This window comes from Pseudomonas sp. P4_B4 (assembly GCF_056402255.1).
This window is the reverse complement of the sequence record NZ_JBFUHS010000002.1, coordinates 42266-54888: the sequence shown is the minus strand read 5'-3', so window position 1 is coordinate 54888 and position 12623 is coordinate 42266. Positions and strand designations below refer to the sequence as shown.

Below are 12623 nucleotides of genomic sequence, written 5' to 3'. Positions count from 1 at the left end.
ACCCCCGCTCCCACAGGGTTAGCGTACAACCCGGGTTAATTCATCTCCCCTTCTACCCGATCCCTTCCCGCCTGCTTCGCCGCGTAAACTCCCGAATCCGCGCGCAACAGCAAGGCATCGGCACCCTCCCCGACCCGCCAACTGGCAATCCCGAAACTGGCGGTGACCGTACCGACACCTTCAATGGGTGAGCTGCGCAAGCCTTGCCACAATTGATGGGCCAATATATAGGCATTTTCGCCGCTGATATCCGGGCACAGCACCATGAACTCCTCACCGCCCAGGCGGCAGAACACATCGGTGCGACGCAGCCGGCGGCCGATCCGCTGGCACACGGCCTGCAACACCCGATCACCGATGGCATGGCCATGCAGGTCATTGATGCGTTTGAAATGGTCGATATCGAGCATGATCACCGACAGATCCCCACCACCGCGCTCCACCCGGGCCATTTCGGTGGTCAGGCGTTCCTGGAAATAGCGCCGGTTGTGGATACCGGTCAGCGAATCGGTGACCGACAACGCGCGCAGCTTTTCTTCCACCCGCTTCATATCGGAAATGTCCGAGATGTAGCCGTGCCACAGCACGCCGCCACCGGGCAGCGCCTCCGGCGTGGCCTCGCCACGCACCCAACGCAGACCGCGTTGCGGCAATTGCACACGGTATTCTTCGCGCCAGGGGCTGAGGGTGTCGGCCGAGGCGCGGATCGAGGCGCGGACACGGGTGGTGTCCTGGGGGTGAATCCGGGTGAAAATCGCTTCGGCATTGAGCAGCAGCACGTCGGGTTCCAGCTCGTAGATCTCGCGAATACCGTCGCTGGCGTAGATCACGCTAAAACGCCCGTCGAACTCCATCTTGAACTGGTAGATGCCACCGGGCACGTGGGCGCTGAGTTTCTTCAACAGCAGGTCCCGCGCCGCAAGCGCTTCGTGGACCCGTTTGCGTTCGGTGATGTCGATGCACACCGCCAGGTGCCCGACCCACAGGCCTTGCTCGTCGAGCACTGGCGTGGCGAGCATGTTGACCATCAAATGGCTGCCATCGCCGCGCACCAGCGTCCACTCCCGCGCCTCGTGGCCGCCCTCCACGTCGCCTTCGACCAGCATCGCCTGGCAGGTCGGCACCGGTTTGCCATAGCGTGCGCCCAACTCTGCCGAGCGAGCGAGCAGTTCCCGGGGCAGGTGCAGGTTCTCCAGGGTCATATGGCCGACCACTTCGGCACTGGTATAGCCAAGCATCTGCTCGGCACCGGCGTTGAAGGTGCTGATGACGCCACGCAGATCGGTGGCGATGATCGCGACCTGGGTGGCGGCATTCAGCACGCCACGCAACTGGCCATGGGTGCCGTGCAGCTCCTGTTCTCGATCGCGCAGCTCCCGGGTGCGTTGCTCGACCAGTTTCAACGCCCGCTGCCGCTGACTGACCAACACATACAACAAGGCACTGAGCATCACGCTGAGCAATCCACCCAACACCACCAGACTGGTGACGGAGGAATGGTTGGCCTGCACGAACGCGTCGCTGGGCTGGATATCGACTTGATAGTCATGGTCGGCCATGCGCAACAGGCGCGTGGCGGACAGTTCGCTGATGGCCGGCGGGTTGGGCGACTCGAACAGCACTTCGTGCTGGTCGTCGATCGACAAATCGAGGATGCGCACCGAGAGATAGTCACGGCTCGCTTCCGGCAGGCCGTCCGCCAGCAATTGGCGCATGCTGATCACGGCCATGACATAACCGTAGGGCTTCGTGGTTTTGTGGTCCTGACTGTTGCGTTGCATGATCGGCGCGACCAGCAGCACGCCGCGCGCATAAGCCGGCTCGATACTCACCAGATGCATCGGTTGCGACACCGCCATGCCGCCATGTTGATCGGCCCGGTCGAGCGTGGCACGCCGCAGCGGCTGGGCCAGCAAGTCGTAACCGAGGGGAGCGCCGAGTTTGCTTTGCGTCTGGCTATACAGCACCGCCACGTACTCATCTCGCTCGCCCGCCAGTTGCAATTGGCCGTCGGCGTTGAGCTCTCTCAGGGTGAAGCTGCTCAAGCCTTCGTCATGCACCCGACGCTCGAACGCCGCCCGCTCGTCACGGGTGACCCGCTGGGCGTAGGAATAAGCCTGGGTTCGCAGCAGCAAAGGTTGGGTGTAGCCGTCGAATTCCGCTCGGGAAACCGAATCGGAATTGGCGAAAAACCGGCGCAGGCCATCGAGGCGCTGCTCCTGATCTTCGAAACGCTCTTCGATACGGCTGTAACGTTCACTGGCCAGCAGTTGGAAACGTTGCCGCAATTGATGGTGAAACAGATTAAGTGTCGACCACGCCAGCAACCCGGTGAGCACCCCGCCAACCAGCAATACCAGCAGTGCGACCAGCCAGGCCGAGACATCTTCGCTGATAAAACCCAGGATCTTGGGGCGCACGGCGTGCAACGACATAGAACGCAACTCAAAACGCCAGGTGCGGGGAAGCCCTTTGGCCGTGAGTTGAGTTATAGCTATTAGCCACTAATTTGACCAGCATTGATCGGGTCCTGCAGGAGCGAGCTTGCTCGCTCCTGCAGGGAATCAGCACAGCTATTTAGCGAGCCGTGATTTTCCAGGCGCGATGGATCTTGGCGTTGCGGGAAAAATCCGGATCGATGGTCTGGGCGCTGATCTCCTCGACCGCATAACGCTCGCCAAGATTGGCTTCCAGTTCGAACTTGCGGAAGTTGTTGGAGAAGTACAACACGCCGCCTGGCGCCAGTCGCGCCATGGCCAGGTCGATCAGTTGCACCTGGTCGCGCTGCACGTCGAAGACACCTTCCATGCGCTTGGAGTTGGAGAACGTCGGCGGATCGATGAAGATCAGGTCGTACTCGTCACGACTGGCTTCGAGCCACGCCATCACATCGCCCTGCTCCAGGCGGTTCTTGTCGGAAAAACCGTTCAGCGACAGGTTGCGACGCGCCCAGTCCAGATAGGTTTTCGACAGGTCGACACTGGTGGTGCTGCGCGCGCCGCCCTTGGCCGCATGCACACTGGCCGTCGCGGTGTAGCAGAACAGATTGAGGAAGCGTTTACCCGCCGCCTCTTTCTGGATACGCATGCGCATCGGCCGATGGTCGAGGAACAGACCGGTGTCGAGGTAGTCGGTGAGGTTCACCAGCAGCTTCACGCCGCCTTCATTGACCTCAACGAACTTGCCCTGCGCCGCCTGGCGCTCGTACTGCTTGGTGCCGCTCTGACGCTCGCGGCGTTTTACCACCACGCGGCTCTTGTCGATGTTCAACGCCTGCGGGATGGCTGCCAGGGCATCGAACATGCGCCCCGAGGCCTTTTCCGGATCGATGGATTTCGGTGCGGCGTACTCCTGGACGTGGACCCAATCCTGATACAGGTCGATGGCCATGGAGTATTCCGGCATGTCGGCATCGTACACGCGGTAGCAGTCGATGCCTTCACGCTTGACCCACTTGCCCAGGGTCTTGAGGTTCTTTTGCAGGCGGTTGGCGAACATCTGCCCGCCTTCGCTCAGGCGCGGCTGCTCGACCACCGGTGCCGGCGTCGGTTTGATCGGGTTGCCGTTTTTGTTGAACTTGCGTTCTTGCGGTTCGTTCGGCGCCTGATCGTAAGCGGCTTGCTCACGCTCGACCTGGCGCTGTTCCGGAGTACGGCGCTCGCCAGTGACGAACTGATCCGGCAGCACCTTGATCAGCAGCAGCTTGCACGGCAAGGCGCCGTTCCAGAACGAATACTGCTTGTGGCTGCGGATGCCCATGCGCTTGCCCAGGTCCGGCGCGCCGGTGAACACCGCCGCTTCCCAATTCAGGCAGGCCTGACGCAGGCGCTCGCCGAGGTTCTGGTAGAGGTAGAGCAGGCTCGCCTCATCGCCCAGACGCTCGCCGTACGGAGGGTTGCAGATGACCAGGCCTTTCTGGTTCTGGTCCGGGCGCGGCTCGAAAGTCGCGACTTCGCCCTGGTAGATCTTGATCCACTCGCTCAGGCCGGCTCGCTCGACGTTGTTACGGCCCGGTTGAATCAGCCGTGGATCGGCTTCGTAGCCGCGGATCCACAATGGTGTTTTGGCCAGGCCGGCAGCGGCGCGCTCGGAAGCTTCTTCATGCAGTTTTTTCCACAACGCCGGCACGTGACCGAGCCAGGCGGTGAAGCCCCACTGCTCGCGACGCAGGTTCGGCGCGATGTCGGCGGCGATCATCGCCGCTTCGACCAGGAAGGTGCCGACACCGCACATCGGGTCGGCCAGCGCGCCGCCTTCGGCCGCGATACGTGGCCAGCCGGAACGGATCAGGATGGCGGCCGCGAGGTTTTCCTTGAGCGGCGCCGCACCTTGCTGCAGGCGATAGCCGCGCTGGTGCAGGCTGTGGCCCGACAGGTCCAGGGAAAGAATGGCTTCGCCACGGTCCAGGCGCAGGTGAATGCGCAGGTCCGGGTTGAGCTTGTCGATGGACGGACGGTCGCCTTGCGGGGTGCGCAGTTTGTCGACGATGGCGTCCTTGACCTTCAGCGCGCCGAAGTGGGTGTTGTCGATACCCGAGCCATGGCCGCTGAATTCGACGGCCAGGGTGCCGTCATTGAGCATGTGGTCTTGCCACTCGATGTCCAGCACGCCGTGGTACAGGTCTTCGGCGTCCTTCATCGGGAAACGCTTGAGCACCAGCAGCACGCGGTTGGCCAGGCGCGACCACAGGCACAGGCGATAAGCGGTTTCCATGGTGGCCATGCCGCGTACGGCAGAGGTGTGCTCGCGCGCTTCCTCAAGGCCAAGCCCGACGGCTTCCTCGATGAGCAGGCCTTCAAGGCCTTTTGGGCAAGTGAGGAAGAGTTCGAAATGATCGGACATGGGAATTCCAGAACCTTTAGCTGAGTGACCGGGCAACGCATTGCCGGTCCGGTTTTCAATCAGGCGCTTTTCTCGAAGAGCGCCCGCGTGGCACGAAGGTGTGCCGTTCCACCCCTGCTGCCCGGGTTAAATGAGCTTAGATGCAAGGACAGATAAAAAAGTTGATGCAACAAAATGTCATAAATCGACCCTTCGTCGAATAGTGCATCCCGGCAACGGGAGCCATTCTCACTAAAGGATTAAGCCCATCATCCAGCGCAGAGCCGATCATACCGGGGTTTGGCCAATAAATACGCTAAAAACACGCTGTTACTTATGGCCTTAGCACATCAATAGTTACGTCCTTATGACAAAACGATCATTCCCTCGATGTGACGCATTGGTTAGAACTCAATACAGGTTGGCGCCGCAATGACGCCAACACCTTGGCTCGTGACGCCGGCAACGAGCCGCCAACGGCAGAGTTTTTCTGCCAGACCTCAATAGAGGTCGACGCGATAAATACAGTCAACAAGTGAGGGCAACACCCTATGAGAAGACTTAAGCGTGATCCGTTGGAAAGAGCTTTTTTGCGCGGATATCAATATGGCGTTGGTGGCAAATCCCGTGAGCTTTGCCCATTTACTCTACCGTCGGTACGTCAAGCCTGGATCAACGGCTGGCGAGAAGGACGCGGCGACAACTGGGACGGTATGACCGGCACTGCGGGAATCCACAGACTCAACGAACTTCACGCCGTCGGCTAATTACAGGGCATAACACTCCGACACGACAATCTGATTTTGTACTGAATTAACCACGCACGTCCCATCCGGACGGCGGGCTCCGGCCCAGGGGCTCCTTTATGGAGCCCTTTTTTATGCCTGCAACAAATTTAACGAGGAACCCTGTGTTGCGATCCGACAAGCCCCCTCGCCACAAAAGCCCCCAAGCAACCTTCAGCGTAGCGCTGCGATTGCGTCTACCGACTCACGAATCAGCGCCGGGCCTTTGTAGATGAAACCCGAGTAGATCTGCACCAGGCTCGCGCCTGCAGCGATTTTCTCGGCCGCGTGCTTGCCTTCGGTAATGCCGCCCGCCGCAATGATCGGCAAACGCCCGCCCAGCTCCGACGCCAGCACTTGCACGGTGTGAGTGCTCTTGTCACGAACCGGTGCGCCGGACAGACCACCGGCTTCTTCGCCATGTTCCATGCCTTCGACGCCTACGCGGCTCAGGGTGGTGTTAGTCGCAATGACCGCATCCATTCCGGTTTCGATCAGCGCTTGCGCAACTTGTGCGGTTTCTTCGTCGCTCATGTCCGGCGCGATCTTGATCGCCAGCGGTACATGTTTGCCATGACGCAATGCCAGTTCCGCGCGGCGCTCGGCCAGATCGGCCAGCAACTGCTTGAGCGAGTCGCCAAATTGCAGGCTGCGCAGGCCCGGCGTGTTCGGCGAACTGACGTTGACCGTCACATAGCTGGCGTGGGCGTAGACCTTGTCCAGGCAGATCAGGTAGTCGTCCACGGCACGCTCGACCGGCGTATCGAAGTTCTTGCCGATGTTGATGCCCAATACGCCCTTGTACTTGGCCGCCGCCACGCGGGCCAGCAGGTGATCGACGCCGAGGTTGTTGAAGCCCATGCGGTTGATGATCGCCTCGGCTTCCGGCAAACGGAACAGGCGCGGCTTCGGGTTGCCCGGCTGCGGACGCGGGGTGATGGTGCCGATTTCGACAAAACCGAAACCCAGCTGGGCGAAACCATCGATGGCCGCGCCGTTCTTGTCCAGGCCGGCGGCCAGCCCCACCGGATTCGGGAAGTCCAGGCCCATGACATTCACCGGCAGCTTCGCCGGGGCCTTACACAGCAAGCCGTTGAGCCCAAGACGCCCGCCCGCTCCGATCAGGTCCAGGGACAGATCGTGGGAGGTTTCCGGGGAGAGTTTGAACAACAGCTGACGGGCCAGGGTGTACATGGGCGGGTTTGACTCAAGGCTACGAAAAGTGGGGCGATTATAGCCGTGTGGAGGGTAGCGGGCGAGAAACTCTGCGATTCAACATCGCAAACCTCATCCACCACCCGGATCGCCGCTGCGAGCCGGGTGGTGGCGCATCAGGTTACTCCTGCAACTGCGCTGCAGGTTTGGCCCCAGGCGTGCTCTGGGAGCAACTCCAGATGAATGGGAAGTAAATGAGCATCATCATTACCCCCAGGCCGATATTCAGGATTTGAGCTTGAGCGTTTTCTCCAAGTTCAGTCAAAGACAGTTCAACGGATATGGCCCCCAAGGCAAGAACAAGGCCCATAAACGCAGAAGTTCGCGATGCCCCATTATTGAACAGCGCATTCCCCAACTGTTGTGCCGTGGGCACGCGTGCTTCGGTGCGCACTTCAAGGACACGTTGGTGGAGTGATTCGGGGTCAACCGATACCGAACCCAGCCCCACTGATGACGATAACCACGAGCAGTTACAGCACAGGATAAAGATGGCATCGTCCATCACTGCGCCAACAGCATTAAGTGCTCCGGCAATGACATCGGCCCCCAGGCTCCAACCTACACCCGCCGCTGCGCGCGCCGGGCCACTGAGAGGCATCAGTGCGCCCAATTGCTCCAACAGATACTGCACCGTACCGAAGGCTGCCATGGAGACTGCCGTCGCTTGGGCAGTCACCGGTCCGCCGTTGTCATTCAAAGGGAAGAAGGCATTGCACAGGTCCCGGGCATATGTATAAACAGTCGTATTGATCACCGTCGATAGCATTGAGCCGGATTTATCGGTCAGATGCGCCGCGATCAGCGACCCCATCGTGATGCTTGCCATAAACATTCGACCCAGTCGAGTCTGAAGATTGGCGGTGCCTGCGCACTCATCGCGGATGGCGCCCATCAGGCTCATCGCGGGTCCAATCATCGTTATGGCGGCCACCTCCCATGCGCGAGAGGCCTCGGGTGAATCGCCCTCCCGAATAGCTTTCTCCACGTAAAAACCGACGATCTGGCGTAATACCGTGGTCAGCGTGACGACCAGGCCTGTGCGTGCCGCAACATTCAGCAGGTTTAGCCCGGGCCCTCGGGCGCTCTCAAGAAACTCCATGCCCGCAGCAACAACGGACTGCATTCGACTTTCACGGGTTTGCTGGGTATCAGTTGCATTGAACCCGTCGATTACAACGGCTAGCGCCCCATGTTGCGCCCCTTTCAGAGGGGTCCCATCGCCAATGAAGCTCCACACCGCTGCCGCCAAATCGCGCCCCGTCTCGCCCTGCGCCTCAAGGAGCAACTCCAACTCGCTATCAATCTTGTTACGCAGGAGCGTCATCCCCGCAGCAATTTGCCTGGGTGACCCCAGCTTTCCCGCATGAAAATTCGGGCTCACGAGATCAAGAGCTTCCATCAAACCGCTGGCAGCTGAACTGACGCGTGAGGTGTCATTGCCTGAAATGGCATAGATGTTTCCTGGTGAACCAACATTCGAGATATTCATCCTCGACTCCCTGATCAGCTAATTGAATTCCTACTGCTCTGTCTCACCACTCACTCTTCTCCCAAGCCTCATCCCCCATCGGTTGAAACACATCACGCAGCACGCCCTTGACGAAGACGTCCATGCTGAACGCGAGGCCATTGGCACCTTTGATTTCCTTATAAAGCTGCGACTTTTCCAGCCCGTCGTCCTTCAATCGGAACAGCACCTGCAGCGTGATCGCCATCAACGCCTTCGCAGAGGGGTACGCGGGGGATTCGCCATCTGCACTTCGAAGCGAACGGAGAAACGCATGGATGGCCTTTTCTCCCTGCCCCTCCATGGCTGACAGCAACTCATACAAGCGCTCGAATTCGGGGTCCGGGCGCTTGTTGTCAGGCACCTGCTGGCTGGCCGCAAGCACACGTGACTCAAGCGACTCGACCGTTGCGCGTGCCCCGCTCTCAGTCGTGCTCAGTGTCGAACCGCTTTCAATCTTCAAGGCGAACCTCGGTCGGGGCAGTTTCAGTGCAACCGGCCGAGCGTTCGGCAAAGGTCGAATACAGATCCGTGAGCGCCTGCATGGCAGCCCGGTCCAGAGCGCGAACCGACTCCGGCAGATTCGCGACACACGCCAGCAAGCGCGGCTCCAGTCGTTGCCTCGTCGTTTCCAGATCGAATTCCAGCAGTTGATCCGCAAGCCGCGCCACATAGCGCTCTTGCGGGTGATAGTCGAGGACCAGTTCGCCGGACCAGAGCCTGCTCAAGCGCTCGCGCAGTTCATTGCCCTGCGCCCGGCAATGCATCGGCACCAGCACTTGCAACACCGCGCCCGAGCCGGTCGATTGTGCTGTCAGCCAACGTTCGAACATTTCGTCCAGCCACTCGGGACGCTGCAACGCGTCCGCGAGCAAATCGCGTGCGGCCTGAGCAAGGTCGCTGCGCAATTGCTGCCCCAACGCCTGGGATTCAAGCAAGCCCTTGGCCAGATGCTCGGTCGCAAGCAAGATGCCCGCGGCATAGCCTTCCTGAAAGGCATGGGCATGCACCGCTTCGGCGTCACGCCGAGCCTGCTCTACACAATCACGGGCCCAGCGCTGAGCCTGTTGCTGCAACGCTCGACGCCGACGCGCGGCGGCGATGTCTTCGCGGGACACGAGTGCATCGCTCGCCTCGGGAAGGTCAGTCAGGGTTCGGATAGAGTCGAGCATGTTGCACCGCCAAAAAGAAAAGAGCTGTATCGGGTTGCGTGACCGGCCATTGCCTGTGCAGGCGAACAACCGGTTCGGAAAATTGCAGGGTCAGGCGTTCGAGCAAGACTGGCGGTACCTGCTCGTACCAACTCCATAACGCATTGAGGCCTGCGGCTTCGACCTGTTCTATCGAAACAGGCGAGCGCCCGACCGGCAGCGCGCATCGAACACCCAGGCTGCAACCGGCGAACCGACGCAGAGGCAATGGCAGGCGAAGCAACGTCGCGCCTCGCGCCAGATCGGGCATCAAGCGATAAGCGCCCATCAGCCTGGCGATATAAGGTAACTGTCGCCAATGGCGAACCCATTGCTGCGCCACGGCCGTCAGCGGCGTCGCAGGCGATGCCCCCCGTTTTTCAAGACCCTCGAGCAGTATTCGGTTGAGCAGACCTCGTGCCTCAGGCCCGGCAAATTCCTCCGGCAAAGGCAGACGCTGCGGATGCAGATAGCTCAGGGGCTCGGCGAGAATCTCCGATAAACACTCAGCGTGCGACATTACGCTGCCCTGCGCTTGATTGGCGGTAAGCCCAGGCTGCGCCACTGGCCAACAGCAATGCGGTCACCGCGGTCAACCACCAGACCCAGTGCGATTGCCCTTGCGTGGCGGCCACGGACGGCGAGATATGCTGGGTCGGCGAGCGCCTGGACAGTACCACCGAGATGTTCTCGTACTCGACCGCCGCAAAACTGTTCTTGAGAAAACGCTTGATGTCGGTGATCAGCAATTGCGGGTCGACGTCGAGCTCATGGATCGCCACTGCCGAGAGGTGGACAGGCGGCGTCTTGCGCCCGCCTTCGCCGGCCTCCAGGTCGTAACTGACATGCACTCGCGCCGACACCACGCCTTCGAGCACACCCAGCGACTGTTCGATTCGCTGCTCCAGCGCCGAATAAAGCCGGGCTTTTTCAGCGCGGGGCGAGGCTACCAGCGAGTCGGCAGGAAACATCTCTGCCACTTGCAGGCGCGGCCGCGAAGGCAAGGAATAGAGGTTGAGCAAATCGACCGCCGCGGAAAAATCGACCTGATTGATTTTCACCGCATAGCCGGTTTTGCCGGCATCGACTTTCACCGCAGCAATGTTGTTGCGCTGCAGCACCGAAAGCACTTCATTGGCCTGCTGCTGATCCAGCCCTTCGAGCAGATTGGGTTGGCGACACCCCGACAGCGCCAGGCACAACAGCATCAGCAAAACGCCTGGCTTCATGAGGCACGCAGCAGGGTTTCGGCAGTGCCTACCGCTTTGCGGACCAGTACGTTAAGCAAGTTGATATCCACGTTGTATTGCCCGGTCAGCTCCTGCAAATGGGTCAGTACTTCGGGATGGGTGATATCCGGGCGCTGCAGCATCTGATTGATTGCTGAAACATCCTGCTCGCTATTGACCGCGGAGCCGGCAAACGCTTCGATCAATCGGGACTCAAGGGATACGATCGGTCCTTCGTGGGGGCCGCGCAATTCCGTAAAGACTGCCCGGCCGATGCCAGACAGAGAAATGTTTTGAATAGCCATGCAATGCACTCGTGAAAATGGCCATTGGCACGTACCAATGGCCGGTCAAAAAGGAAGAGTCAGCGAGCTGCCTGGATGATCGCCATGTCGATATCCTTGAAGCCCTTGATCGTGTTGGTCTGAGCGTTTCGAAACACCGTGTAGGACGAAAACGCGGCCTGATAAGCCGCCAGCAGACCAGGGTCCGATGCATCCAGCTTCAAGTCATCCAGCGCTTTGTCGAGCGCGGTCTTGAGGGAGGCGGCACCGTTTTCGAACGCCTCGGCCTGACGCCCGAGAAAGTCATCGGCAAAGTCGATGGGGATAGCAATGTCGGCCATGAGTCACCTTTTAGTGTTGTGTAGGAAAATGCCAGGATGACGTGGTCATCTTGATGTAGCCCTGCGGGCCGGTCTGGAACGACTTGTCCTTGAGCGAGTCGTCCTTGAGCTCGACGGTGAAGTGCACGTAGCGATCACCCCACTGCCGGTAAAAGCTGTCGATGTACCGGCGGGCGTTCGCCAGTTCGGAATCCTGCAAATTGCCTGCAACGGCAAACGTGACACTGTCCTCGTGCTCAATGCGGCTGAAGGCCAGTGACAGGCGCTGCAAACCCTCTTGCGCCAGATCGACGAGCAGGCTGTCATCCTGCATTTGCACCGTTATGTCCTGGGCATAAGGCGCGGCCGAGAGCAGTGCATCGAGCAGTTTTGCCTGTTGTTGAGGTGTGAGCAGATTGCGTTGTGCACTCAGCAACAGTCGCGGTACCGATGGATCCTTCAGATCAATGGAGTGCCAGGCCAGTTGTGGATCATGGTCAACCAGCAAATGCTCCAGCCGACGACGCTCCTGGTCCATCACCAGCACTTTGCCGCTCAGCGTGTTGTGGCGCACCAGCACTTGCCGACTCCAACCCGCATCGCGTTCGGAAGCCACGAACACATAGATCGCATTGTCACGACCGCTCAACACCTTGGCTTCGTCACTGGCTCCGGTGATCAACGCGCGAACATCGGTTTCAGGTGTGGGTCCAGGCACCGACCAGATGCCGACCGCGGTGACCAGGGCAGCCAGCGCCAGACCGCTGGCGACCCATCCAGACCAAGGGGCACGCCACCACACGACAACGGCGGCATCAGAGGTAGCGTCAGGTTGCAGCCCGAGAAGTTCAGGTGCCCAGGATTGGTCTTCAGGCCGCAAGGCGATTTGCAGGCCGCCGATCTGCACCCTGGTGTGGAAAGCACAGTGGCGTATTTCCGTTGACTCATCGAGCACCCGCAGCGGCAGGCCATCCGGCGTGACTTGATCGGCCAACACCTCAAAATTGCATCCCCCCGACTCCAGCGGAACGAAGATGGCATCCGCCGGGACGCTGGCAGTCAGTACCCCCTCTCCCAGCAGATCCACAGTCCCTACCACGAACAGGGTTGTGCTTTCGCCGAGGGGGAATTCGCAACCTTGCAGCGCGCCATTGAGTATCCGTAGAACGCAAGGTTGGGGGTCGGGGGCCGGCAGAACTGTCACCGTTCAAGCTCCAGGGCTATGAAATGAACGGGCATGGTAGAAAGGCTGGCTGCAGGCTTCATGAT

The 12623-nt window shown here is 60.1% G+C and carries 12 protein-coding genes; 1 reads left to right on the top strand and 11 read right to left on the bottom strand.

Annotation, left to right across the window (positions count from 1 at the left end; translation table 11 throughout):
• Positions 1 to 35: 35 nt before the first annotated feature.
• Both AC1DVE_RS02540 and rlmKL read right to left on the bottom strand, forming a co-directional pair.
• Entirely contained in the window at positions 36 to 2435 is a 2400-nt protein-coding gene (locus AC1DVE_RS02540; protein WP_223454922.1) for a sensor domain-containing diguanylate cyclase, read from the bottom strand.
• Between the two features lie 142 nt (positions 2436 to 2577).
• Positions 2578 to 4842, bottom strand: a complete 2265-nt coding sequence (rlmKL, locus tag AC1DVE_RS02535; protein ID WP_223454924.1) for a bifunctional 23S rRNA (guanine(2069)-N(7))-methyltransferase RlmK/23S rRNA (guanine(2445)-N(2))-methyltransferase RlmL — start codon at positions 4840 to 4842, stop codon at positions 2578 to 2580.
• 530 nt (positions 4843 to 5372) lie between these two features.
• Here rlmKL and rmf point away from each other — a divergent pair.
• Positions 5373 to 5588, top strand: a complete 216-nt coding sequence (gene rmf, locus AC1DVE_RS02530) for a ribosome modulation factor (protein WP_003223300.1) — start codon at positions 5373 to 5375, stop codon at positions 5586 to 5588.
• A 192-nt stretch (positions 5589 to 5780) separates the two neighbouring features.
• Here the strand turns inward: rmf and AC1DVE_RS02525 are convergent, their stop codons facing one another.
• The 9 genes from AC1DVE_RS02525 to AC1DVE_RS02485 all read right to left on the bottom strand — a co-directional run bounded on the left by AC1DVE_RS02525 (position 5781) and on the right by AC1DVE_RS02485 (position 12558).
• Positions 5781 to 6800 (bottom strand): quinone-dependent dihydroorotate dehydrogenase, encoded by a 1020-nt coding sequence (locus AC1DVE_RS02525; protein WP_008048626.1) that lies wholly within the window; start codon positions 6798 to 6800, stop codon positions 5781 to 5783.
• A 142-nt stretch (positions 6801 to 6942) separates the two neighbouring features.
• Complete coding sequence (locus AC1DVE_RS02520; RefSeq protein ID WP_477783700.1) at positions 6943 to 8313, bottom strand: hypothetical protein; 1371 nt, start codon at positions 8311 to 8313, stop codon at positions 6943 to 6945.
• A 43-nt stretch (positions 8314 to 8356) separates the two neighbouring features.
• Positions 8357 to 8794 carry a hypothetical protein gene (locus AC1DVE_RS02515; protein ID WP_477783699.1) on the bottom strand — a complete coding sequence of 146 codons (438 nt, stop codon included), beginning with the start codon at positions 8792 to 8794 and terminating at the stop codon, positions 8357 to 8359.
• Positions 8784 to 9503, bottom strand: coding sequence for an oxygen-regulated invasion protein OrgB (locus tag AC1DVE_RS02510; RefSeq protein WP_477783698.1), 720 nt, complete (start codon positions 9501 to 9503; stop codon positions 8784 to 8786). The genes AC1DVE_RS02515 and AC1DVE_RS02510 overlap by 11 nt, the downstream gene beginning before the upstream one ends.
• Positions 9475 to 10041 carry a secretion system protein gene (locus tag AC1DVE_RS02505; RefSeq protein ID WP_477783697.1) on the bottom strand — a complete coding sequence of 189 codons (567 nt, stop codon included), beginning with the start codon at positions 10039 to 10041 and terminating at the stop codon, positions 9475 to 9477. The genes AC1DVE_RS02510 and AC1DVE_RS02505 overlap by 29 nt, the downstream gene beginning before the upstream one ends.
• On the bottom strand, positions 10028 to 10750 hold the full coding sequence (locus AC1DVE_RS02500) for an EscJ/YscJ/HrcJ family type III secretion inner membrane ring protein (protein WP_477783696.1): 723 nt from the start codon (positions 10748 to 10750) through the stop codon (positions 10028 to 10030). The genes AC1DVE_RS02505 and AC1DVE_RS02500 overlap by 14 nt, the downstream gene beginning before the upstream one ends.
• The gene (gene sctI / locus AC1DVE_RS02495) at positions 10747 to 11055 is read right to left on the bottom strand and encodes a type III secretion system inner rod subunit SctI (RefSeq protein WP_477783695.1); all 309 of its coding nucleotides are present in this window, start codon (positions 11053 to 11055) and stop codon (positions 10747 to 10749) included. The genes AC1DVE_RS02500 and sctI overlap by 4 nt, the downstream gene beginning before the upstream one ends.
• A gap of 59 nt (positions 11056 to 11114) precedes the next feature.
• Positions 11115 to 11375 carry a type III secretion system needle filament subunit SctF gene (gene sctF / locus AC1DVE_RS02490; protein WP_110659779.1) on the bottom strand — a complete coding sequence of 87 codons (261 nt, stop codon included), beginning with the start codon at positions 11373 to 11375 and terminating at the stop codon, positions 11115 to 11117.
• 10 nt (positions 11376 to 11385) lie between these two features.
• Complete coding sequence (locus AC1DVE_RS02485; RefSeq protein ID WP_477783694.1) at positions 11386 to 12558, bottom strand: PrgH/EprH family type III secretion apparatus protein; 1173 nt, start codon at positions 12556 to 12558, stop codon at positions 11386 to 11388.
• Between the last annotated feature and the right edge of the window lie 65 nt (positions 12559 to 12623).